We start from the raw sequence: 24,647 nt of genomic DNA, 5'->3' as shown, positions 1-24,647 counted from the left end.
AACATTCTTAGCATGCCAAGAAGAAATCAAAGAAATTGTTGTACGCAGTACAACTTGCCTTTCCAATTCTCCATTTCTTCAAAAAGCTGCTAACAAAACGCTAGAAAAACATACTTACTGACCGAACGATTATGCATATCTACAATTTCACTTAGCCTAGCTAATATCTGCAGCTAACTATCCTAAATAAGGTAAGTTTCGTCACTTTACCCCCTAACCCAAATAAAAACGGATGGAAGCCAGTTAAACCGGCGTCCATCCGTCTTTGTTATACGAACAACTAGTAACCTCTGCTTCTTCCCTTCGCCAATGCCTGGATGTTGATCCACGAAATAACAATCCCAATCACGCGGAAAAGGTACCCCGCAACAGGGATAAAACTCAAGAAAGCCATAACAATATTGATGACCGTCTTTGTTGTGGTCCCATTGCTTGTAAGTATGGCAAAGACCAAGTTGACGAACACGAGGGGAATCACCCACGCGCACGACCACAAATATACAAACGGAATAAGACCAATCAAGTATCCGACAGCAATAGCAATTTCGGACAGCAGCTGTAGTAAGTTTAACAATCGAATCGTTTCTGGACGCATGATGCTCCTCCATTTCAAATAGGGAAATATTACTTATTGTAGCATAGCGCCGACAGATAGTCTTTAGCCTTGTTAATGAGCTTCGTCCACGAAATGGTGGTGTAGTTGAGCTTACGGACGAAAAACAAGGGACGACGGAAACCCGCGTCCCTTGTCTCCTGGCCAATCTACCGGCCGCTACGCACTTCGCTCTCAGCGGCCGATGCCGTTTCCGGATGTCCCTGCTGCAGCTGGTACATCTGATAGTACCGACCGAGGAGCTCCATCAGCTCCTCGTGGCTGCCGCGCTCGACGATCTCGCCATGGTCGAGCACAAGAATCTGGTCGGCGCTCTTAATCGTCGACAGGCGGTGGGCAATGATGAAGGTGGGTCCGCCCCTTCGAAAGCACTTCGAGCGCGGCCTGAATGATGGCCTCGGTCTCCGTATCGATGGATGCCGTCGCCTCATCGAGGATCAAAATCGCCGGGTCGAACGCTAGCGCCCGGGCAAAAGAGATCAGCTGCCGCTGCCCAGCTGACAGCGTGCTGCCCTTCTCGATCACGGGCTCATCGATGCCGTGCGGCAAGCTCTTGAACATCTCATCTGCGCCAACCTCGCGCAGCGCAGCCTCTACCCGTTCCCGGGTGATGGACGGATCGTCCAGACTGACATTGGACGCGATCGTCCCTGTAAACAGGAACGGATCTTGCAGCACGATGCCCATATGCTGACGCAGCAGCTGTTTGGGCATCTCCCGTACATCGCGGCCGTCCACCGTGATCCGGCCTTCCTTCACATCGTAGAAGCGGAAGAGCAGATTCAAGATCGAGCTTTTGCCTGATCCGGTATGGCCGACAAGCGCCACCGTCTGCCCTTGTTTGGCCTCGAAGGAGATGTCCTTGAGCACATCCTCCCCTTCTTTGTAGGCGAAGCGAACATGTTCGAACTTCACATTGCCCAGATAGCGGTCCGCTTTCTCCACAGCCACGTCGATGCCCTGCTCATCAAGCAGCTCGAATACACGGTCAGAAGATACTAGAGCACGCTCTAAATTCGGAAGCTGGTTGACTATCCCGACCATCGGATGAAACATCCGATTCAGATAATCGACGAAAGCGTACAGTACACCGACGGTGATCAATGTGTTGATTGAACTACCCCCGACATACCAGATCAGGCCGAAGAAGAACAAATTCCGAACCACATTCATCAGGTTATGAGAGGTCAGCGAGTTCAAGCTAAGCAATTTATTCTGATATCTCGTATATTCATCGTTCAATTGTTCGAATTCTTGGGTCGTTTCCTTTTGCCGGCGAAAAGCTTGAATGATCGCCATGCCTTGAATTGCCTCATTGATCATCCCATTGATCGAGCCGATCCGTTCCCGAATTTCATGATTATAGAAGGAAGCGTATTTACGGTAAACAATGATCCATACATAAAGCAGCGGAATAACCGGGAGTGTGAATAAAGCCAATCTGTAATCTAGAACGAATAAAGCCGCGATGATGCCTACGATATAGATCGTACCTGTAAAAAAGTTCGCAAGCACCTGAACATACAGATCCCTCACAGACTCTGTATCATTTGTAATCCTCGATACAATTTTACCAGCAGGCTGATTATCAAAATAGTTGATCGGCAGCCGCTGAATTTGTGCAAAAACATCACTTCTCATGCGCTGAATAATCCGATTCGCCGCCGATTGAAGTAAATACTTCTGTCCATAGGTAAAGCCTGCTCCAATAATAATTAGCAGCAAATATAAACCTGCAAGCTTCATTAGACTGTTAAATTCCGGTTTATAGAACGTGTAAAGCTCTTGAATACTCAGCTTCTTAACCGCATACTCCGCTTTTTCCGTCCCCTGTGTAATTGTAAGCTTACCCTCGTCTGCTAGATTGCGTACGCCATCAAAGGCGATCGGCTGATCCACCCAAAGGAACTGGCTGCCCACCTGTAAAATGCGAACCTCCTTCCCCTTCGGCTCACCTTCTGCAAAGTTATCGATTCGCTTATAAAAAGTCCCCTCCCAAGGGACAGCCTTCTTAGTTTGCGTCGCTGATGTAGTCTCGTACCACGGCTTCTCGATACCGAGAATGTGGGTATCAATCATCTGTCTCGCGATAAAAGGTCCTGCCAGCTCCGTTGCCACCGCGATCGATAAGAATACCAGCGCAATGAGCAGGGGCTTTTTGAATAACGCTGCGTATTGAAATAATCGCTTACCTGTCTGTTTCAGGGTTCTCACCTTCTTTTCTTCGGATATCTATTTACTAAACCTTCGTCTGTTCTTCTAGCTGCTGACGGTCATACTGCTCTTTATACCAGCCGCCGAGCGCGACAAGCTGCTCATGCGTACCTTCTTCAACGATATACCCCTCATCCAGCACAAGAATCCAATCCGCATGCTGAACAGCGGAGAGTCGGTGCGTTGTGATGAGTGTTGTTTTACCGGCTCGTTCCGAACGAATGCCGCGAATGATTTCAGCCTCTGTTTTGGCATCTACCGCAGAAAGAGCATCATCCAGCATGAGAATTTCGGGGTCTACATAAAGCGCACGCGCAATAGAAACGCGCTGCTTCTGACCACCTGATAAGGCGACGCCTTTTTCACCCACCAACGTTTGAAGGCCTTCTGGTAAGAACTCCACGTCCTTGCGGAACGCGGCCAGTTCAAGCGCCTGCAGCAGCTCTTCTTCCGTTCCTTGGCTGCGCCCGAACATAATGTTCTCTTTTACTGTTTTGGAGAAAAGAATCGGCTCTTGCGGCACGTAACCAATCCAGCCATGAAGCGTGTCGATGGTTAACTTCTCGATCGGCGTTTCCGATATAGCAATCGTACCTTGACCTAATGGATACTCCCTCAGCAGCTGTTTAAGCAGTGTTGTTTTTCCACTTCCAGTACGTCCTACAATTCCGAGCGTCTGCCCACGCAACAGGTGGAAAGAAATATTCACCAAGTTATCAATAGAAGAGGAAGGATAGCGGAAGGTTACTTCCTTAAAACTAATCGTGTTTGGCAGCAGCAGTGTCGTCGCTTTAGGGTCTTCTTTTACATCCGGCTTGTAACCAAGTGTTTCATTTACCCGATCGAGGGAGGCATTCCCGCGCTGCATAATGTTCATTAACTCGCCAATGGCGAACATCGGCCAGATCAGCATCCCAAGGAATGTATTAAAGGACACGAGCTCTCCGAGCGTCAGTTCACTGTGAAATACCAAATATCCGCCGTAACATAATCCGATTAAGTAGGAAATGCCCACTAGAATTTTGACCGTTGGTTCAAAAAGGGCGTCGATCACGGCAACCGCGATATTTTTGCGATATACATCGTCTGTCATCGTTTTAAAGCTTTGTTCACTGGCTTTCTCTTGTACAAAAGCACGGATAACGCGAACCCCTGCAATCGTCTCAAGCACTCGATCATTCATCTGTCCGAAGGCATTCTGAGCGAGTAAAAACCTTTCATGGATGCGTCCCCCATAGATCGTAATCGCAACTGCCATAATGGGCAGCGGGAGAATCGAAGCAATCGTTAGCTTCCAGCTAATGAAGAAGCCCATCATGCCTAGGATGGTAAGCATGAATAGCGTCGAGTCTACGAATGTCAAAATCCCAAAGCCCGCTGTCGTCGACACCGCTTGCAGGTCATTCGTTGCTCTCGCCATTAGGTCACCCGTCCGGTTGCGCTCATAGAAGGTAGGCGTCATCCGCAGCAGCTGCCTCATTAACCGGGATCGAAGAATACGTTCCAGCACGAAAGCGCCGCCAAATAGCTGATACAGCCAGATGTAGGATAACCCGTACCCAGCTATAATTAAGGCCCCCCAAAAAGCGAGCAATTGGATCAATTTACTGCCCGTTAAAGTTCCCATGTGTATACCATCAATCGCGTAGCCAATCAATTTCGGTGGAATTACATCAATGATTCCAACAATAATAAGCAGTCCAATGGCGATCGTGTAACGTATCCAATTCATTCGAAAAAACCAAGCCAACTTTTTTAATACCGTAAACATGTATCATGTCACTCCTCTCAAATGGTGCTGTCCAAAATGACCTAAATCCACACAAAAAAGGCACACCGCACGCAGCGATATGCCTTCTATGAAACAGAAAAGCGCTCGTTACGAACTTCTTCGTAACCCGCGCTTTTAATTAGCGTATGTGAAGGGGCGGCAGCAGCCGAACAAGCACAAATCATGCGCTTCCGGCTAACAATCGGGTTACAAAATATGAAATTGTATGGTTTTTATCTGTAAATCTACGATGAGCAATAGGATCCATAACCATATCAATCATTTTGAAACCCTCCTTTAGTGTTGTTGTAATGTCGTAAGTATCTTCTTTTCCAAAAGTTGTATATTCGTGCTTACAGAGGTGATCTTAACATCCTTGGCGAGTCTGTGTCAACCGGAGAAAAAGACTATAAACGAACTATCTTACCTCGACCTTTCGGATGAATTTACTCGCCTTTTTAAGCCCTTTGAATTGTCACACATGTTTCAAAATATGGCGGCATATCCATAGTATATAGGTTCATAGCGCATAGGGCCAACGCTTACGAAGATAGCTTTCCTACGGAAAGCTTTAAGGGGAGTGGATGTGCATGGTCGATCAAGTGTTTGCTCTAATGGGTTGGATTGTCGTTTTCGGAGTTATTATTGGGGGAGTCATCGCAGGCATCGCCCGTTTTGTCGAAAGGGACTCGACACAGTACGATATGACATTTTTGTGGGAGCATCGTTATACACTTGAGGAGTTGGAGTTGGATCGGGACAAGCAGCTCTGACCAATCAACACAAAAAAAGGGCTATCCACAAGGCACAAGCCTTTGGATAACCCTTTTCACTATTTCGCTGGTGCTACTGAAGGCGTCGGTGCAGTGGATGCACCTGGTGATGCAGCTGGAGCAGTCGTCTTAGCCGGAATCGGTTTATGTACCATTTGACCACCAATGTGCCCTGTATAGCCAACAAGGATAACTGCCGCGAGCGAACCAACCAAGTAGATGGGGTTACGACCCAATTCATTCTTTTTCCAGATCAGTAAGCCAACACGTACAATCGCTAATACGATAGCCAAAAACATCGTTAATCTCGCATAAAACTCATGCGGAACCACTAGTGGATTACGCCATGGGGACGGGCCTGTAAGGACACTTGCGATAGCTCCGAGTGCGCCCACAACTAGACAAAGCATACCAGCGGAGTGCCATTCACGTTTTTTCACAATGATTGCGATGAGATCAAAAATAAAACTAAAAATAAGAAGTGCAATTGGTACATGTGTTACGATGTAGTGTAAATTTTTAATGATATAAGCCAATTTTCTCTCTCCCCCATAATAAAAAAGCTATATTTTTCCACACTACAAAGTGTAGTTTTGGGGACCGAAAAAGTCAAGCTTTTTCTGCAGTTTTTGTCGAAGCCCGTCAAATTATCTGACATGGGCTCCGACTGCTCAATGTGAATCATTATAATCAGGGTATCCTATCTTAGATAAGTCCCACAAGTAAAATAATTGTTAAGAGCGAAATGAGTAGCCGTACAAGGGGCCATTTGAATGAGATTTTCATCTGTGGATCGAGAATGTGCATAATGCGAACATTCGTTGATGTTTCGGCGAATGAGGCGTGAGATAAGGATACATGTGGTGTTGGTGCTTGTTTGAGTAGTTTGAGGAGAGCACTGCCTAAGTGTGTGGACTGTTTCATTTGTGTAATGGCATACTTGTCTGCCCGAAGCTCAATCATAATGGGGTATTTCTCTGCCATCCAAGCGAATATCGGAATGTACCACATCGACTTGGATATCATCGAAAGCAGGAAGATCGCGAGTGGATCTCTATACCTTATATGGCATTTCTCATGTTCGATAACGGCATGCAGCTCGTTTGGCTCCAGCATATCCATAAGTCCTGATGATAGGATCATCCGCGGCTTCCACAGCCCTATGGTCATTGCGATGGGAGCTTTGTAAGAAATGATCTGGAACTGACCTTCACCAAGCTGAAATTTATCGCGGAACTGATCGGATAACAAAGGGTCATGATACATCTCAACGAGCTTCATCGCTTTAATGGCGTCCTTGGCATGCCTTGCCGATATCCAAAGGATTGCACTAAACGAGTAGAGGATAAGAGCATTTACTACATTAAAAGCAATGGGTGCAGGTACATGAAGATCTTCAAATAAAATAACACACAAATCAAATATATTATACAACGATCTCCATTTGAAAATATGCTGGAGTGCATAGAGTAACATTTGTCCTAAAATAGCCCCCGATAAGGCGAGTGTCGTAATATACAACCATTTAAACCGTTTTTCCATCATCGTTATCGATCCTTTTTGATTTCTTTAATTTTTTGCTCCAGCTTGTCAAGCAGATCGGGGTCTACTTTATCAAGCGCATCCACCATATGGGTGACTGCCAAAGAACCAAATTCTTCGATAAGGTCAAAGGTAAGCTCTTTGGATTGGGTTTCCATGAACTCATCTCTCGTAACGACGGGTTTGTACTTAAATGATCTTAAAACGGATTTCTTTTGCAGAATTCCTTTGGCTACCAAGCGATTCATAACGGTCATAACGGTATTGAAATTGATGATTTTGGCTTGATCCAATTTCTGTTGGACATCTTTAATCGTCATTTCAATCGAGTTGGTCCAGAGAATTTCCATAATCTTTGCTTCAAGGGGACCAAAAAAGCGATTAAGTCCGCTTCCTTCATATTTAAAGTTTTGCATTTTCATTATGATCACACTCCTTACATTAGAAATTGTAGTTCGGGGTAGATGCGAAGTCAAGATCTATCCAAATTTGACAAGCGATAAGGCTTTGACAGGCGGATAAAAAAGACTTATAATACTTACATATAGTAAGTAATTAAATATTTTATAGCAATGGAGTGGTGCCTTATGAAAATTCAAGTATTTTCAGCTGAACAACAGGGCGTTGGCGCTTTTGACGGAGGAAAGTTCCTAGAACAAAGAGCTATCAGCTTTCCGGGTGAGAAAACGGCTGTAGACCGCGTCGGTTCCTTATTCTATTGGGCTTGGGGCAAAGCCTCCGAAGTATCTGAGATCGGTATGCATCCTCATAAAGCGTTCGAAATTGTCACTTATGTCATTGATGGTCTCGTAGAGCACCAAGATTCCCTTGGTTCCTTGGAAACAGTAACAAATGGCGGCGCGCAAGTCATTCAAGCCGGCTCCGGCGTCTATCATTCGGAAGCATTTCGCAGAGCTGGCAGCGAAGCGATGCAAATCTGGTTTGAGCCTCACCTTAGTGAAACCGTGAAAAAGCCAGCCGCTTACCATCAATATGAACATGAGAAATTCTCAACCCTCCATAATGGTGGAACAACAATGAAAACTGTAATAGGTGGAGATTCTCCCATTAAGCTGGATACGGATGTTAACATGTACGATTGGAGCCTTGAGCCTGGTTCCGAGTTCAGTTACACACTTACGCCAAGCCGTCCGCTAGCTTTCCTTGTTATTCGGGGGCAAGGCACAAGTGAAATCGCCGCGGAGAAGCTTCAAGCATGGTCCCACAAAGACTTCGGGATAGTCCAAGCCACCACGGAAGGTGAAGCTCTTCACCTGAGAGCTGATAGCGATCAAGGACTACGTATCATTGCTATTGAAGTGCCTGAAGATCCCGGCTATACGTTATATCATAAATAAGCAGCAAATAAGCAGCAGAAACGTAACAGCCCCGCTCCTTTGTAGGAATCGGGGCTGTTTATATTATTGGTTACTCTGGAGCCTTGCCTTTTCATCGTTCAGTGATTGGACGGCTTGCTGCACGGCTGGCGAATCGGATTGATCCGTTGCCTGCTCTAGCGCTCTTTCCGCATGAGTGATTGAATTCTGAGCCTCTTCCGTCGTCTGAGACGTTGGATGAGACATCGCACGAGAAACGGCTGCATGGACATTTTCTACCGAGTTTTGCGCTGAGGATATCGGATTTTGTGATTGTAGACTTGAATCTGGCTGTGTCATGGCTATTAAATTCCTCCTCTGGGGTTAATTCGTTACACCCGCTATGTTGAGGCATTTGGTCACATTTTATACCTTCTATTTGATTCTCTTCCGGCTAAACTTCGTTTAGCGGCTGCGAAAAGAACAAAAGATATACTGGCGCCTAGTAGATTCAATATCACATCATCGACATCGAAGCTGCCTACTCGCAGCAGCATTTGCAGCAACTCCAACCCTACAAGAGGACATCCGAAGTACAGGAGAAACGTACCATAACGTTTTGCGGAGCGAAATAAATAAGGCAGTAAAATACCATAAGGCATGAAGACACCAATATTGCCAAACAAATTAATGACCCAAGTCCTGGTAGAAAACGAATCGACATGCAGCACATACATACCGATTGTTCGAAAAGGGACAACATTGTAAGCAAGTTGACCTGTCGTGTGCATATTCCGCCCGAAGCCTAGAAACATCCAATACACCAAACAGCTCGTGTAGCCTATGAAAAGCAGCCAGATGAGCGGCCGAGCGAGCTTGATAGTCATGTGTTTGTATCCCCTTTAGTGAAGTCATCTAAGGTTAAAACAAGAAACCTCCCTTCAGCCTGGACCGATGAGAGGTTTCCCGATTAGCGCAGCTCTATTTTTTCACACCGTCCAAAAATTTGAACGACTCAAAAGCCTTATTGAGCCGAGCCTGATTGGCTTCGGTGCGTACCGCATCATCAATACGGAGCGTTGCCGTGTAAGAAATATTATTTTGATTGAAAATGTAGATCGTTTCCTTGTAAGGAATCTCGGCACTTGCATAGCTGATCTCATACTTTTTGGCTTTCACATCACCAAAAAGCGAGATTTCCGTATCGGTAAACGTATAGTCATTATCGTTATCGTGACTTTTCTTCTGAGCGGCATCTTCCTCTTTAACCATCTCTTCGTAAGTCGTTTTCGTCTCTGCACCAACGCTCAAGTACCCGCCTGTGAAGAGGAACGTCTTATTCACTTGATCTTTGTTATCGTACGAGTTGCTGCTGGTCCAGATCTCTGGAATTTGCAGCGTGTATTTGAACTTCTCATTTTTGTAAGTAACTGTACGATTCGGATCCATGAGTTCATCCAGATCCTGAATGAAGCCAAGCTCTTGATCCATGCTGTCTTTGTCCACTTTGATGGTAGCCGTTAAGGTTTTCAAGAGATCCTCAAGCGCTGCCCCCTCTTCCTCTTGCGGATAGCTCACGTCCACCTCATATTTATACTTATCCTTGATAAAAAAGAGGGAATAGCCCGCACTCCACTTATTGCCTAACGTACTTGCATAGCTTACTTTCAGAGCAGGCACACCGGCTAAAGTCAGCTCCTCGGGTTCTTCCATACTGCGGTAACTAGGTGCATATGCCTCTTCAAACTGTTTGCGCTGACGATCCACCCACGCTCCCAGCGTATCACCGGAGGAGGCAGAGGTTACGCTGACTTGAAGCATTTGGGAATAGTCATCACTAAAGAAGGAGGAGCCGGCCGTATAACCGCCTTGCTGCCAATTGGAGGGCAAATCAAAGGATAAGCCATACTCATTCGTATAAGTTGTATTGCCGCCAGAGTAGACAGAAATGTCTTTAAGCGACTCATCCTTATCATTAAAGGAAAGCTTGAAACTATCCAACAGATCGTTGTAGCTATTTTGCTTAAAATTGTTATTGTAATGCTCTTTTGATACAAATAATTGCACCGTATATAAGCTGCCTTGGTGAAGGTATCCACGGGTCTGGATATATCCTTCATCCCCTGAACGACCGACAATTTTGGCATAGGGATTACCTTCACGCTTCACATACTGACGCTCCAAAATGGTTGAAGCCGCGCCGGAATAATCGTCCTCATCCTCACTAACCAATCGGTTCAGAAGTGCCGAAGGTGACAGTTCGTCGCTTTGATTGCCTTCTACTTGAATCGTTAGGGAGAAATCCCCCTTCGCATCCACGAAACTGACGGAGTCGCCATCATCAGACTGATGACCTTTCACTAAGCCCGCGGGGTATTTCATGGACCATCCATAGTGGCTGTCGCCGATTTTCGTTTTGCCGCGGTCCGCATCCAAATAAGATCCCTCAGCGTCCTGCGTACGTATCGTTTCCTGATGCTGCGCTTCTCCGAGTGTAACCGACTTCGATTTGGTGGAACTACCAGACTGAATCGTTAATTCAATCGCTTCACCCGGCAAATACTTCTTAATCGCCTCATTGTAATCCACCAGCGTCTTCACTTTACTTGCACCGATCGATACGAATAGATCATCTTGCTGAATGCCAGCCCCAGCCGCTGGTGAATCTGGATCTACGTAAGCAACTCTTAAACCCGTAGAACTTGGTAAACCAACAACCGCTTCCCAGCTTTCTTCCAACTCCAGACCGAGATAAGTACGTTTTACTTTGCCGTAAAGTTGAAAGTGCTTTAATACATATTTAACAGTATCCACCGGAATCGCAAACCCGAGATTTTCGACGCCGAAATCCGCATACTTCATCGTATTAATACCAATAACTTCGCCATTCATGTTGATCAACGCGCCCCCGCTGTTACCAGGGTTAATCGCCGCATCCGTTTGAATAAGCTGATATTGCGAGTTCACAGAGCGGTCAAGCCCGCTGACAATCCCAACGGTGACGGAGTTCCTTAGGGCAAAAGAAATCGGAGTCCCGATTGCGGCTACGGTTTCACCCACTTTAATATCGGAAGAAGAGGCGAATTTCGCAGGCGATAAGCCAGTGGCATCGATTTTGACCAAGGCTAAATCGCTCTCCTCGTCGATATTCGTTGCACGTCCATTATACGTTGTCCCGTTCGATGTAACGACGACGATATTCTTCATATCTTTGACCACATGCGCATTCGTCACGATGACACCGTTCGATTCCACAATAACACCCGTGCCGTGCGCGAGATTAAAGCGGTTCATGTCTAAGGATTTATCCGAATCAGATGAAGGCTTTCCAATAATGGCTACAACAGAAGGTGATGTCTTCTCAATGACCTTCGGAACCTCAGCATTCACTTCGGCTGCATAAGATGGTGCAGGACCCTGCAGAGACACAAGTAAGAAGGCTGCAAGCAGCACGGTGATCCCTTTTTTCGTAAAAACATTCCAATTCCCCATTGTTGAGTTCCTCTCTTAACAAAAGATGGCAATAGCTAGAATCTAGCATAATTAAGATAGAGAAACAATACAAATATTTCCACAAAAAGGGGCCTTTATCGACATTCCGTTATGCGTTCGGGGTGCGTATACACCGATAATTGATCCCGCCGGATGAAGCCAACAACCGTAATCCCTAGATCCTGAGCCAAGCGAAGCGCCAGATCTGTCGGGGCAGATTTCGACAAAAGGATACCGACGCCGATCTTTGCGGCTTTGAGAGCGACCTCGGAAGAGACTCTTCCACTGAAGGCTATGACCTTATCACGAACAGGAATTCGCTGCCTTAACAAATGTCCATAAATTTTATCTAGTGCGTTATGCCTGCCGATATCTGCTCTGCTGAGGAGCAGTTCGTTAGCCGTGCAAAGGGCTGCATTATGAAGACCTCCCGTGGCCTGAAAATCAGCCGATTGCTTCTGCAGCTGATTCATAAGATGAAAGCACTGCTGAATCGATAGTTGGAGCTTCGTGCTAACGGTTTTGGCCGTGCGAGCGTCGTTGTGAAAATAGAACTGGCGGCTTTTCCCGCAGCAGGAACCGATGAAGCGTTTGGATACCATCTTTTGGCTTAATTGATGGAGATGACGAAGTTTCACATGAACGAAGCCCCGCTCCTCTTCCAGCGTTAACGACTCAATCTGATCCACGAATCGAATCAGGCCTTCGGAGGCTAGAAAACCCGTAACCAGATCGATGGTATCCGTCGGTGTATAGACGAGTGTTGCGAATTCCTCGCCATCAATTTTGATGGTGAGCGGCGCTTCTGTTGCGATGGTATCCTCTTGAGAGAGTACCTCCGTTCCGTTATAGCGGTATATCCCCCACGATGTCGTTGATTGAAGTGGGGGGTGAGCTTGAGATGCTGTATCTCCATTAGGAGCATGTAAGTAGTCCTGTTCTTCGTCCATCGTCTTCACTCCACTTCTGTCTCCAGCTCTTGTATGCGCTGCTCAACGTAGCGTATATCCTTATGAGCGTGATAGGTTTCTGCCTTCTCTACTATGACAGCTGTGTTATACTCCGGGATTCCCGCATACTGCTCATAAACACCCTTAGGAATCAAGGAATTACCTTCAGGCCAATGTACCTCTATGTTGCCTTGTTTTACCTCGGCACGCTTAACCCTTCCGTGCATGCTGCCGTAGCTGTTGTAGATGACGATCGCCTCTCCTTCTTTCAAAGAGAGAGCGCTAGCGTCGTCGTTATGAATAAGCACATCGTAGCGATCTGCTTCATTGAATGGATCGATGTCGCTATAGATCATCGAATTGAACTGCTTGCCGCGGCGCGTCGTCACCGCGAAATGCCCTTCCGGCTTCCGCAGCTCCGGAAGCTCGATCGGCAGCAGCGCGCCGCGGCCATCCGGCGTCGGACAGACGCCGTCCTCGCACAGCCACGCGCCGCCGTATTGAAACACATCACCGCGCTCACGCAGGTGCCCAATGCCGTTGTAGCTCGGCGCGGCTAGAGCAATTTCCGCGCGGATGGCTTCTGCGCTGCCGCAGCCCAGCAGCCCGGCGGCATCCGGCTTCACGCGGCGGGCGAGATCGACGTAGATCGCCCACTCCGCGCGGGCTTCGCCGATGCGAGGGCCGGCGATCTCGGGTGAGAAGTACACCATCCGCTCCGTCGAGGTGGACGTGCCCCCTCCGGGCTGCTCGTAGCGCGTCATCGCGGGCAGCACCACCACAGCCTCCCGCGCGTCAAGCAGCGTGGAGGTGTTCAAGATGATGTCCTGGTGGACACGGACATCGATGCTTGTAAGGGCTTCGCGGACGAATGCCGGGTCCGGCATCGTCTCGAGGAAGTTGCCGCCGGATGTGTAGAACATCCGGAGCTTCCGCTCCTGCTCCTCGGGCAGGAGCGCGTTCTCGAGGGTGACACCCACGATGTCACCCTGCCAGCTCGGCAGCTCGAACCCCCAGAGCTGCTCGATTCTTGCACGGTCGGCGGCGCTGGAGATGTCGCCGCCTGGCAGGCTGAAGGGATCGGCGCCCATTTCGCCGGATCCCTGCACGCCGCTGTGGCCGCGGATGGGCATCAGCCCGCAGTGCTCGCGGCCGAGGAAGCCCCGCAGGAGGGCGAGATTCGCCACCTGCGAGATGTTGTCCGTGCCGAAGCGGTGCTGTGTGAGCCCCATGCTCCACACGAAAACCGCGCTCTTGGCACGCGCCAGCAGCTCCGCGAACTCACGCATGCGTTCGCGGGTAAGGCCGGACGACTGTTCCAGCGTCGTCCAATTCTGCTGCGCCACGTGGGCGCGCAGCTGCTCTAACCCGTTCGTGTGCGCCTGCACGAACGCATGGTCAATCGCGGAGCCAGGCACGCGCTCCTCCATCTCGAACCATACCTTCATGACGCCGTTCATGAAGCCGATATCCCCGCCGATGTTCACTTGATACACATCGTCGGCCAGCTTCGTCCCGAATAACGCGGATTCGGGAATCGAAGGAATCCAGTACTGCTCCATGGACGGCTCGTAGTACGGGTTAATGACAATGATCTTCGTCCCTTTGCGCTTGGCCGCGTACATATACTTCGTCGATACCGGCTGGTTATTTGCGGCCACGCTGCCCCAGAACACAAGGACGTCCGTACCGATCCAGTCCTTGTAATTGCACGTCGAAGCGCCCACGCCAACGGAACGCTTCAGTGCCGTCTTCGACGGGGAGTGGCAAATACGCGAGGCGTTGTCGATGTTGTTCGTACCGAGCAACCTTGCCACCTTCGCTGCCACATAGTACGACTCGTTCGTAATGCCTCGAGCCGTCAAGTAAAAAGCCATCTGCTTCGGATCAATCTCACGCATCTTTTCTGCAACCAAATCCAGCGCCTCATCCCATGTGGCTCGACTGAATTTCCGCTCCCCATGGCGGCGGATGAGCGGATAAGGGATACGCCCGAGCTGTCTGAGCTCGGTGCTGCTCATGCGGCTCAGCTCGTCAATGTCCGCATGCAGCAGCTCCTCGCGAATCGCCGGCATCGTGTTCAAACGCAGCACATTCAGCCGCGTTGTACAGAGATGCGGCCCCGCCAGCGTTTGGTCGTAGAGCCCTGACACGCCTAGCGCGCAGCCGTCGCACACCCCCTGCGTTAGAATACGATACGCATACGGCAGATTATCGCGATTCTGCCAGGCGATTTTTGCCGTTTCGCGAATATGCTGCGGCTTTATTTTCCCGAGTCCGAACGGCACTTTGCTGACCCACAGCTTCGGATCTGGTTTAGCGGGCAGCTTAATTGGCCCCGTATGCTTCGTTTTCCCCATCTTAAAAACGCTCCTTCGGTTCTATTTTTTTCTCTTCTACTCTTCTACTCTTTTGCCCGTGCTCTTGCTACTGCTCTTACTCTACTCTTACTCTTAATCTATGTTATTTTTGCACCTTCGTACCAACGAACAATTCCCCGATAACACTTACTCAAACACTCTACTCTAGCCACTATCCCTTTGGCTCAGATTCCCGAGTTACTTCCCCACTTCCTTCTCGCAGAGCATCCTATCGCTATCGCTTCCCCCTACTCCGCACACCCAATTGCTGCCCTAGCAACACCCCAGCAAGCAAAAAACCACCGCAAAACAATCCCCAGACCTCCTCTCATCAGAGGAAATCTCAAGTCTTGTCTTACAGTGGTTAGTCTCCGGCAGGTTCGCTACCAAGTGCCAAGCACCTTTACCTATGTATATGCTACTAATTGGACTGATATTTATAGAAATTCTCTTACTAAGTGGCTTCCATTTGCATCGCTACTGCATAAAGTGCAGCAAACAGGCATGTCCACGTCAATAACGCCAACATCTCTATTTACAAAACTTCTTTTCCAGATCCTTATCAAAAACGAACACCGACATCCCCTCATCCAGCTCAATATCGATATCGACGAACAGCTTAACGAACTTCGCGCCAAGCAGCTCCTCCATCTCGACAGGGGGGTGGTCCTTATAAATCTCTTTCACCATTTCCGTACGAGCCGTGCGGAGCATTTGTCTGCCATCGCCGGTTTTCGCCATAAACTTCTCTACGGGAGAGAGATTTCCTGCCATTTCGCATATCGCCCAGCACTTACAGAAGGTCGTCGTCACGCGCTCCGGTCCCTTGCCCATATGCTTTTTGCGATAAGCCTTCACTAGGTTACTAAATTCGGCCTCCATTCGGTTCATCGGCCAGCCACCTTTATATGTACTACTTCAATCATAGCAAGAAAGCGTATACCTGACAACTGAACTGCTAGAATCATTTATAAAAAAAGAGCGGACAACATTGTCCACTCTCTCACTTGTTATTATAAGTAATTCTGCTTTAAACGAATTATTTTTTCGGAAAATACTTCTCCAAGTCATCCAGCAATAAATTAGCCGCTTTAATTCCGCCTGCCGTATTCCAAACCGCATCACTTACTTTATGCACTTTGCCTTGTTTCACGACATCAAGGTTTTTCCAAAGCGGGTCATTCGTCCATTCTTGCTCGATTTTATTCGCTTCTCCCTTTTCGTTATCCCATGTGAAGTAGAATAGAATGTCCCCATTCATATCTGGAATACGTTCTTTCGTCAGATCATCTGCGAATTTATCTTGATTCTGCGAAGCAGGACGCTCGAAGCCTAGTTTATTGAGAATAACACCTGAGAATGTATCCTTCATATAGATACGAACTTTACCCGGCATAAAACGAACGATCGAAATCTTCGTCTTTAACTGATCGCCTGCTTTTGCTTTGAAATCTGCTATGCGTTTCTCGAAATCACCAATGATTTTATCGCCCTCAGACTTTTTGTTCAAAGCTTCTGCATACAGTTTGAAGTTGATCTGCCAATCGCCCGATAATCTCTCCGAAAATACGGTAGGAGCAATAGCTGACAGCTGCTCATATACTTTTTCCTGACGCACCTTATTTCCGATGATTAAATCAGGCTTTAGGGAAGCTATCATTTCTAAATTCGGTTGGTTTTCGTCCCCAACTATTTTCACGCCTTCCATATCTACTTTGATATGATCATACCAATCCCCTAATGTAAAAGACTTCACCGCACCAATAGGCTTAATCCCCATCGAGAGAACGGCTTCCGTACCTTCATTCGTTAACACGATAACCTTTTGGGGAGTGCCCTTTACCTTTGTTTCGCCCATGGCATGCTTAACGGTATATTCTTTGGATTGAGCGGGTTGACTTTCTTTCTTCGTATTCGTGGTAGCTGCAGCATCCGACTTCGAATTGTCTGTTTGTTGTCCGCAACCAGCTAGAATTAGCATAATTATCGAAACGAAAAGAAGCAGCTTACCTCCAAATGTACGGTTTGCAGCAGAAAAACGGTTAAGCATAATGACGTATCGCTCCTTTAAATGGTTAAATATGTGAGAATGATTATCATTATCTTAAAGCCTTTACTTGCACATGTCAAATTCCTAACGATTCATGCTCTTTTTCAAAGAAAAAGCCAACCCTTCATTTCAGGGCTGGCGCAATAGCATTCCATCTTTTATTCAATATCTTTTTCTATCCTCAATCGTTATTCGTTATCCTCTTCATCCCATTTACGGGAGTACGCTTTCTTCGTTACCCAGAATGTCAAACCCACTATGATCAAAAGGGCAATAACACCTAAGATGATGGCACCAACCATTGTCTGACTCTCCTCTTTTGCTTATACTAAGCCCCAATGAAGTATAACCCTTACTATAGCCCGAAAATCTGTAAACACGCAAACAAACAAGCCCTTTTCAATTGCTAAAACAAATCCAACTGCCGTGGTCCCAGCCCTTCATATTCTAAACCGAGCAACCCCATCAATTCCTTCGCATTCCCTGCGGCATGTCCGCCTGAATTGTTATTGAAGATCACGCATATCTCTCGCGTGTGCTCCTGGAGCTCTAGCAGCCACGCCTTCCACTCCAACAGCTCCTGCTGATTGTAATGGTATAAGTACCGTACGTCGCGCCAATTCGCTTCGTTGTTTTGCACCCAACCTCCAACATTGCGGCCGTGGAATCGAACCATCGTCATCTTGGGGTGTGTAACCTCCAGCACTGTCGGCACCGAACCAATCCCTGCCTGCGGCTCGTCACAGATGCTGTGCATCCAACCCTCTCGCCGCATAAAGGTGAGCGTCTTTTCGCGCATTTCCTCCGTAAACCAGCTCTGATGGCGGAATTCCAGCGCTACGGGTACATCGCCCATCTTCTCTTTAGCATCACGCAGCACATCTACATTCGTCTTGTTACAATCAAACCATGGCGGGTACTGAAACAGAACAGCTTTAAGCTTCCCCGCTTCTTGAACAGGTTGGATCGACTGTAGGAACACCTCAAACATCTGCTCTATCCCACCAGCAAAAGGACTCTCTCCCCTCAGGTGACCCGTCATCCCTTGGTAAGCTTTAATAATGAAACCAAAGCGTTCTGGTGTCTCTTGGTTCCATTTTATATAATTACGCTCAGGTTGGATTGCGTAAAAAGAAGTATCAACTTCCACAACCGGAAAGTGTGCGCCATACTCCCGCAGCTTCCCTTTGCTGCCGCCTAACTCATGGTCGCCCCATCCGGCTAAACCGATGTTGATCATGCCTTTCACCTCTCGGATATTCGTTAATTCCATTGTATCGTGCTGATACCAACAGAAACAACTTATCTGATCATAAAACATGCATTCCTCCCTGACATTACGTTGTCAGTAACTTGTTATATAATGGAATTTACAAAGCAAATGATCGTTCAAATCATAGGAGGCATGTGCACATGTCGTTAATTAATTCTTCAGACGAGGGCTGCGCTAAAACGGACATTCCTAAACCAGCCATGACCGGCTGTGCTAGCCAAATCCTCAGTCAGCGTGCCTTAAACCGAGCACTATTAGCTCGGCAATTGCTCCTCGAGCGCTCGGACATGCCCATCTTCCAGGCTGTCCAGCACCTCATCGGCCTGCAGGCGCAAGCTCCTAACCCACCCTACGTGGCGTTGTGGACTAGACTGCAGAACTTTGGCCATGAGGAGCTATCTCAGCTCATCATGGACAGAAGCATCGTGCGCATCGCCCTCATGCGCTCGACGATCCACCTCGTCACGGCCGAAGACTGCCTGACGCTGCGCCCCGCCCTGCAGTCCGTGCAGGACCGCGCCTTAAAGGGCACGTTCGGCAAGAAGCTTGCCGAACTGGATCTAGACGCACTCGCCGCCGCCGGGCGAGCGCTTCTTGAGGCGCGGCCGCTCACCTTCAGTGAGCTCGGCAAGTGCCTCCAAGCCCAGTGGCCGCAGCGCGATGCCACGGCTCTGGCTCAAGCGGTGCGCTGCAGCCTACCGCTTGTCCAGGTGCCGCCCCGCGGCATCTGGGGCGCCAGCGGGCAGGCCGCCCACACCACGGCGGAGGCTTGGCTCGGCCGCCCGCTGGCACAAGGGCAAGACCCCGAAGCCATGCTGCTGCGCTACCTAGCGGCCTTCGGACCTGCATCCGTCAAGGATATGCAGGTCTGGTCCGGGCTTACTCGGCTGCGCGAGGTGATCGAGCGGCTGCGCCCCAGCTTACTTTCTTTTCGCGACGAGCAAGGAAACGAGCTGTTCGATCTGCCGGACGCACCTCGGCCAGACCCTGCTACCCCAGCTCCGCCACGATTCCTATCGGAGTTCGACAATATGCTCCTGTCCTACGACGATCGCACCCGCATCATGCGTGATGAAGATAAGCATCTGGTGTTTACGGACAATGGCATCATCCGAGCCACGCTGATTGTCGATGGTTTTGTTCGCGGTATATGGTCCATCACGCAGAAACGCAAATCGGCTATTTTGACCATCAACTTATTCGAGCCATTATCCCAGGTTGAACACGCAGCGGTTGCCGAGGAAGCGGAACAGTTGTTTGATTTCATCGCACCTGATGCCAATACGCGAGATATTCTCTTTACTAATCAAAAAAAATAAACCCCGAGGCTGCCCTCGAGATTTTCTAATTTATAGGGAACTATGGTGTAATGGACTACTAGCTTTTCTTAAGGTCAGAATAGCCAAAATCCACACTAAATTGCTTGCAATAGATAACAACCTTACTATAGACGCTAAGGTCTGTATCCTGTGGAAGCTCATAGTTCTGATTTCCAATGTTGCCTTTCAGTTTACCCAGGTTAATGCCTTCACCTGTTTTACTTCCAGGCTTCGCCAAGAATACGTACAAATCCGGTCCATTGGTCGCATCCAGATCTTCTAGACGAAGAATCGTCGTATCCCCATTAACGAACGTAACGACTTTCCCCTTCGCATGGTGCCCTGGCTCCCCATCGACAAAGGCTCCTTCAAACATGGCAGCAGTCTGATTAGCTGTCTCCATATCCGCAACTGCCATGGTCGGAGTTTTGTTCTCCAAATCGCCGGTTTCTTTGTCCTTATCAGCTGTCTTTTCGATGCCTTGCTCGATTTGGGATGCGATGGGCAAGGCTTCATTAACTTCCTTATCAATAAACAAAGGCTTCAGAAGCCACCATCCTACAACCAGCAGAGCGACACCGAAACCAACTGCCGTAATTTTCAAAGTCTTCTGCAGCTTTCTCATGCCAAACACCTCCATCACCTACATGAATTTAAGCTCTACTATCACCATAACGTAACTATCTTAAGAAAGTCTTACGAAATCCATACAAAATCAAGTTTGTATTCGAGCTATCGGCTTATGCTGTCATTTTTGATGATCGTGTTTATCAATGTTCCTTGCAGAAATATAAGTTGGATTCGGTAAAATTTATCATTATAAAATTATTAGCCAGTCCGAATGTTTGATCAAAGGGAATCTTGTATTTTGTACAACAATGGGATGGCTATTTCGCATTTTCCCGGCCATTGTTGTAGAAATTGCAACATTTTCTCCCAAAAGTAGCTCTATAGAAGGAAATTAGGTTATATTGTTGCACAAAATACAACTTCGACAGCTCAAGAAGAAGAAATCAACGAAATTGTTGTACGCTGTACAACTTTGACCCATTAGCCAAGAAAAAATGAATACAAAAAACAAACCCCGAGACCGCCCTCGAGGTTTGTTCCTATCCTTACCCTGTTACTCTACAATTCCAGTACTATTTCAGTACTTCTTCTCTACTTCTTCTGTATTTCTTCTGTATTTCTTCTGTACTTCTTTTGTACTTCTTTTGTACTTCTTTTGTACTTCTTCGGTACTACTTCAGTACTTCTTCTGCACTTCTTTATTACTTCCCCTGTATTCCTGCACTTCTCCTGCACTTCTCCCGTACTTCTCCTACACTCTCCCACCCTACTTCTACGCCTGCTTCTCCCATTTCGCTTTCAATGTGCTTTCTATTTCAGCCAATACCTGCTCGGATGTCTTACCTTCCGTGGAGATGCCTAATTTAGCGGCTTTTTTATTCACTGCTTCTGCCTTTTTGCCCTCTTTACTCACCTTTAAAGCAGCGCGTATTTCTTTGGCTGTCTTGCCTTCCGTTGTGACACCCGCTTCTGTTGCTTTCTCTTGCAGTTTTGATAAAGCTGCCGCTTGCAGCTCGGTTCTAATCTCTTTATTTGTTTTTCCATCAGTAATAACACCAAGATTAGCCGCTTTTTCCTGCAGTTTCGGTAAAACGGCTGCCTTAAGCGCTGTTCTCAGCTCTTTATTCGTTTTCCCATCCGCACTAACACCTAGCTTAACTGCCTTCTCTTTCAGCTTCACCTGAACAGCAGCTTGAATATCAGCTTTAAGCTGTTCCGCTGTTTTGCCGTCTGTGCTTATGCCCAGCTTCGCTGCCGCTTTGTTCAGTTGCTCCGTGTGTTTGGCTGCACTTAAAGCTTTAAGCTCAGCTTTGATCTGCTCACTCGTTTTGCCATCTGTTGATATACCGAAAATTTGCGCTTTATCCTGAAGCAGCTGCTTAACTGGTTTAGTGGACTTGCTTGTTGGTGCTGCAGCAGCCTCCTGTATGTTCTCGGCAAAAACCGCCACCGGAACAGACAATACAATCGCGCCTACCAACGCAAGGCCTGTTAATTTTTTCAACATAAGTATCGCTCCTCGATTCGTTTATGGTTATGTTTACCTTACAAACCTATCTTACCGAATAGTTATGTCATAAGTTTGTCATGCGGCGAAGCTTAGGCGACTGCAAAAATATTTTAAATACCGTACCCCTTTGAAGTTGAGATTCCACTCGAATCGAACCACCATGAGCTTCAATGATATGTTTACTGATTGTCAAACCGAGGCCTGCGCCGGAACGGTTGCGACTTTCGTCCGCTTTATAGAAACGATCAAATAGATGCGGCAGTTTCTCAGGTGCGATTCCTGGACCGTTATCCCACACTTCGATCCAGCGTTCATTTTTGACCACTTTCACCCTTATACCTGCACTAGATCCTTCGGGAATATGGTTAATGGCATTATCCAGCAAATTGATAAAAACTTGCCTCAATCGGTCTGCATCCGCATAAACCAAGTAAGGCCCCTCCGCCTCCGAACTCAACTCGATCTGCTTTGCTTTGGCTTTCATCTTGAGTTGGGTAACCACCAGCCCTATTAAGTCAGGTACATCGACATCCTGGAGGTTTAATTTGACCTGCTTCTCCTCAAAAGATGACAGCTCCATCAAATCATCAACCAAATGGCTTAGTCGAAGGGTCTCCTGAAGAGATACTTGGATGAATTCCTTCGCATCCTCAGGCTCAACAACGCCATCCGTTATCCCTTGCAGGGAAGCTCGAATTGTGGTCAACGGCGTCCGCAGTTCATGCGAAATTTCGGATAGAAATCGCTTACGCCCCTCTTCTACCTTCTGCAATTTACCGGCCATACGATTCAGAGATCCTGACAGCGAGGCGATTTCGTCCTTACCTCTGACTGGCACCCTTCCGCTGAAATCTCCCAGGGCCAAAGCCTCTGCGGTTTTACTCATGAGCTGAATCGGCTTCATGAAATGTCTGGAAACGAAGTACAGGATAGCAATCGCTAGTAACGCAACCGTTAAGGCAGATATGAATATCGCTCGATTAATGCCATTGATAGTCCCTTGAATATTGATAATTGGCGTGTATAAGAAAATCCCGCCAATGATGCGGTTCTCCTGCATGACAGGTCGCCCGACAATGAGCATTTTCACCGTACTATTTTGAGCAAAATTGCTACGCACCGTCACTTGATTACCCGACAGCACTTTATCCACCCATTCCTTACGTGCTGGGGCCTCGCCTACCGACTGAATCTTATCCAGATTTGCTCTTGGATGCTTGATAACGGCAACGCGAACGTTCGACGTTTTCTCAATGGCGCTAATCTGCTTACGGAAATCCTTCAGCTGTGTTGAGTTATCGAACAAGTCCTTGGCCAGTTCATCCACTTGCTCCACCTTTTCTAGCAGGAGCTTCTCGCTGCGTTCATAGGTTTTCTGTTTCATCGTATAGCCAATGGTTCCTGAAATGGCAAGAATGGACACAACCGTTATAGAAATATAGATAAATAACAGCTTACGGTAAAAGGAGTTCAGCATGCACCAGGACCCTCAAACTTATACCCGACACCCCATACGGTACGGATGCTCCAGTCCTCTTTCCTATTCGTCAAAACAGAAAGCTTTTGTCTCAAACGTTTAATATATAAATCCACGACGCGGTCTTCGCCCTCGAAATCCCAACCCCATATCTTGGCGATCAGGTCCTCCCGGGTAAATACTTGATTCGGGTTTCGTACGAAAAACAGCAGCAGCTCATACTCTTTCTTGGGCAAGGCAACGAACTGCCCTTCTACAGTCACGTCATGGGACAGACTATCCACTCGCAAGCTGCCCACTTCATATAGATGAGCAGGCGCAGCAGCTTCTGTGCGGAGCAGCGTCCTGCGGAGAATCGTGGTCACACGAGCAACCAGTTCATTCGGGTCAAAGGGCTTCACTAAATAATCATCGGCGCCCATCTGCAAACCTTCAATTCGCTCATCCACGTGACCTCTTGCCGTCAGCATGAGAATGGGAACATCACTCTTCGCACGAATTTTCTGGCAGACCTCCCAGCCATCGCGTTTTGGCATCATAATATCAAGTACAATGAAGTCTGGGTTCAGCTCATCGAACTGGGTTAGCGCCTGTTCACCGTCATTTGCGGTTATTACCATATAGCCATTTTTCTCCAAATACAACTTCGTAATCCGGCAAATATTTAGATCATCATCTACCACCAATACGGTTGTCACGCGGCACTCTCCTTAAGAAGCTGCTTTCTATATGATTTCGTTTATGAGACCTGTTTTCGTCTCTTCAATCAAATAGTACAGGAATATTTACCAAAAAGCATTAAACGAGAATCTCCTAGCACAAAAAGAACCCGATCCTTCCCTAGCCAATTGCAGCAAGGAATAATCGGGTCTACCGTTTTTTTCAACTCAATCGAAATAACTTACAAGCTTTCAGCCAACGATTTAAATGCCTGCATCTGCTTCCTAAAAATCCTTTTCGTGAACCATCCGAACAGCGACCCCATCAGCCGCGCGATCCAGTGATGAAAGGTAAGCTCACAATCATACTGCATCCGCGTTCCCCCGCTGATCTCCGTAAAACGGTAACGTACGTCAACACTAAACATCTTATTGAAAAGCTTCACCCCAAGCAGTTTCGGTTTTTCATAAGCTGTCACTTCACCATCATACTCCTGCACCCGGCCGCCTTCTTTGATTTTCTGCTTAAACTTGGTTCCTACAGGCTGGTTTGGATCATATTTCCCTATATATTCCGTACCAACTAGCCCCTCCATCCAAAGCTTTTGCTTCTCTTCCTCATCCACACATACAAACACTTTTTCAATTGGAGCTTTGATGTCCTGTGTAAACGTTAATTGCATAGAAATGCCCCATCTCTCATCCTATCTATTATGGAAAAAGTTTGTCCACCTTCTGGAATCTGTATGCAAAAAAGG

Annotated in this window: 21 protein-coding genes and 1 pseudogene; 3 read left to right on the top strand and 19 right to left on the bottom strand. The window is 47.5% G+C overall.

The window, feature by feature from the left end:
* Positions 1–280: 280 nt before the first annotated feature.
* From QFZ80_RS35050 to QFZ80_RS35040, 3 genes and pseudogenes are all read right to left on the bottom strand, one after another.
* Positions 281–595: a hypothetical protein gene (locus tag QFZ80_RS35050; RefSeq protein ID WP_307550655.1), complete on the bottom strand. Its 315-nt coding sequence runs from the start codon at positions 593–595 to the stop codon at positions 281–283.
* 167 nt (positions 596–762) lie between these two features.
* Positions 763–2,818: pseudogene (locus QFZ80_RS35045) on the bottom strand (ABC transporter ATP-binding protein).
* Between the two features lie 34 nt (positions 2,819–2,852).
* On the bottom strand, positions 2,853–4,598 hold the full coding sequence (locus QFZ80_RS35040) for an ABC transporter ATP-binding protein (protein WP_307550656.1): 1,746 nt from the start codon (positions 4,596–4,598) through the stop codon (positions 2,853–2,855).
* Positions 4,599–5,188: 590 nt separating this feature from the next.
* On the opposite strand from QFZ80_RS35040, the gene QFZ80_RS35035 reads away from it, so the two are divergent.
* Entirely contained in the window at positions 5,189–5,371 is a 183-nt protein-coding gene (locus QFZ80_RS35035; protein ID WP_307550658.1) for a hypothetical protein, read from the top strand.
* A 59-nt stretch (positions 5,372–5,430) separates the two neighbouring features.
* On the opposite strand, the gene QFZ80_RS35030 is transcribed toward QFZ80_RS35035, so the two are convergent.
* The 3 genes from QFZ80_RS35030 to QFZ80_RS35020 form a co-directional block, all read right to left on the bottom strand.
* Entirely contained in the window at positions 5,431–5,907 is a 477-nt protein-coding gene (locus tag QFZ80_RS35030) for a DUF2231 domain-containing protein (protein ID WP_307550660.1), read from the bottom strand.
* Positions 5,908–6,076: 169 nt separating this feature from the next.
* Complete coding sequence (locus QFZ80_RS35025; protein ID WP_307550662.1) at positions 6,077–6,916, bottom strand: M56 family metallopeptidase; 840 nt, start codon at positions 6,914–6,916, stop codon at positions 6,077–6,079.
* A gap of 2 nt (positions 6,917–6,918) precedes the next feature.
* Entirely contained in the window at positions 6,919–7,335 is a 417-nt protein-coding gene (locus QFZ80_RS35020) for a BlaI/MecI/CopY family transcriptional regulator (protein WP_307550663.1), read from the bottom strand.
* 165 nt (positions 7,336–7,500) lie between these two features.
* On the opposite strand from QFZ80_RS35020, the gene QFZ80_RS35015 reads away from it, so the two are divergent.
* A complete protein-coding gene (locus tag QFZ80_RS35015) occupies positions 7,501–8,271 on the top strand; it encodes a pirin family protein (RefSeq protein ID WP_307563306.1) in 771 nt (256 codons plus the stop codon).
* Between the two features lie 63 nt (positions 8,272–8,334).
* Here QFZ80_RS35015 and QFZ80_RS35010 read toward each other — a convergent pair whose 3' ends face one another.
* The 8 genes from QFZ80_RS35010 to QFZ80_RS34975 all read right to left on the bottom strand — a co-directional run bounded on the left by QFZ80_RS35010 (position 8,335) and on the right by QFZ80_RS34975 (position 18,321).
* Entirely contained in the window at positions 8,335–8,589 is a 255-nt protein-coding gene (locus tag QFZ80_RS35010) for a hypothetical protein (protein ID WP_057302804.1), read from the bottom strand.
* 59 nt (positions 8,590–8,648) lie between these two features.
* A complete protein-coding gene (locus tag QFZ80_RS35005; RefSeq protein WP_307563304.1) occupies positions 8,649–9,116 on the bottom strand; it encodes a VanZ family protein in 468 nt (155 codons plus the stop codon).
* Positions 9,117–9,210: 94 nt separating this feature from the next.
* Positions 9,211–11,721, bottom strand: coding sequence for a S1C family serine protease (locus QFZ80_RS35000; protein ID WP_307550669.1), 2,511 nt, complete (start codon positions 11,719–11,721; stop codon positions 9,211–9,213).
* Between the two features lie 95 nt (positions 11,722–11,816).
* Entirely contained in the window at positions 11,817–12,671 is an 855-nt protein-coding gene (fdhD, locus tag QFZ80_RS34995) for a formate dehydrogenase accessory sulfurtransferase FdhD (protein WP_307550671.1), read from the bottom strand.
* Between the two features lie 5 nt (positions 12,672–12,676).
* Positions 12,677–15,031 carry an FdhF/YdeP family oxidoreductase gene (locus tag QFZ80_RS34990; protein ID WP_307550674.1) on the bottom strand — a complete coding sequence of 785 codons (2,355 nt, stop codon included), beginning with the start codon at positions 15,029–15,031 and terminating at the stop codon, positions 12,677–12,679.
* Positions 15,032–15,562: 531 nt separating this feature from the next.
* On the bottom strand, positions 15,563–15,922 hold the full coding sequence (locus QFZ80_RS34985; protein ID WP_307550677.1) for a Na-translocating system protein MpsC family protein: 360 nt from the start codon (positions 15,920–15,922) through the stop codon (positions 15,563–15,565).
* 148 nt (positions 15,923–16,070) lie between these two features.
* Positions 16,071–17,081, bottom strand: a complete 1,011-nt coding sequence (locus QFZ80_RS34980) for an ABC transporter substrate-binding protein (protein ID WP_307550679.1) — start codon at positions 17,079–17,081, stop codon at positions 16,071–16,073.
* Positions 17,082–17,487: 406 nt separating this feature from the next.
* Complete coding sequence (locus QFZ80_RS34975; RefSeq protein ID WP_307555831.1) at positions 17,488–18,321, bottom strand: DUF72 domain-containing protein; 834 nt, start codon at positions 18,319–18,321, stop codon at positions 17,488–17,490.
* Between the two features lie 173 nt (positions 18,322–18,494).
* Between QFZ80_RS34975 and QFZ80_RS34970 the strand changes: the two genes are divergently transcribed.
* The gene (locus QFZ80_RS34970; protein ID WP_307550681.1) at positions 18,495–19,673 is read left to right on the top strand and encodes a winged helix DNA-binding domain-containing protein; all 1,179 of its coding nucleotides are present in this window, start codon (positions 18,495–18,497) and stop codon (positions 19,671–19,673) included.
* Between the two features lie 58 nt (positions 19,674–19,731).
* On the opposite strand, the gene QFZ80_RS34965 is transcribed toward QFZ80_RS34970, so the two are convergent.
* The 5 genes from QFZ80_RS34965 to QFZ80_RS34945 form a co-directional block, all read right to left on the bottom strand.
* Complete coding sequence (locus QFZ80_RS34965; protein WP_307550683.1) at positions 19,732–20,298, bottom strand: DM13 domain-containing protein; 567 nt, start codon at positions 20,296–20,298, stop codon at positions 19,732–19,734.
* Positions 20,299–21,015: 717 nt separating this feature from the next.
* A complete protein-coding gene (locus QFZ80_RS34960) occupies positions 21,016–21,750 on the bottom strand; it encodes a hypothetical protein (protein WP_307550685.1) in 735 nt (244 codons plus the stop codon).
* 67 nt (positions 21,751–21,817) lie between these two features.
* On the bottom strand, positions 21,818–23,230 hold the full coding sequence (locus QFZ80_RS34955; protein WP_307550686.1) for a sensor histidine kinase: 1,413 nt from the start codon (positions 23,228–23,230) through the stop codon (positions 21,818–21,820).
* Complete coding sequence (locus QFZ80_RS34950) at positions 23,224–23,928, bottom strand: response regulator transcription factor (protein ID WP_307563302.1); 705 nt, start codon at positions 23,926–23,928, stop codon at positions 23,224–23,226. Before QFZ80_RS34950 ends, QFZ80_RS34955 begins: the two co-directional genes overlap by 7 nt.
* Positions 23,929–24,131: 203 nt before the next feature.
* Entirely contained in the window at positions 24,132–24,572 is a 441-nt protein-coding gene (locus QFZ80_RS34945; protein ID WP_307550692.1) for an SRPBCC family protein, read from the bottom strand.
* Between the last annotated feature and the right edge of the window lie 75 nt (positions 24,573–24,647).

The sequence above is a fragment of the Paenibacillus sp. V4I7 genome (assembly GCF_030817275.1).
GTDB lineage: Bacteria > Bacillota > Bacilli > Paenibacillales > NBRC-103111 > Paenibacillus_E.
This window is presented reverse-complemented; position numbering and strand designations above follow the sequence as displayed.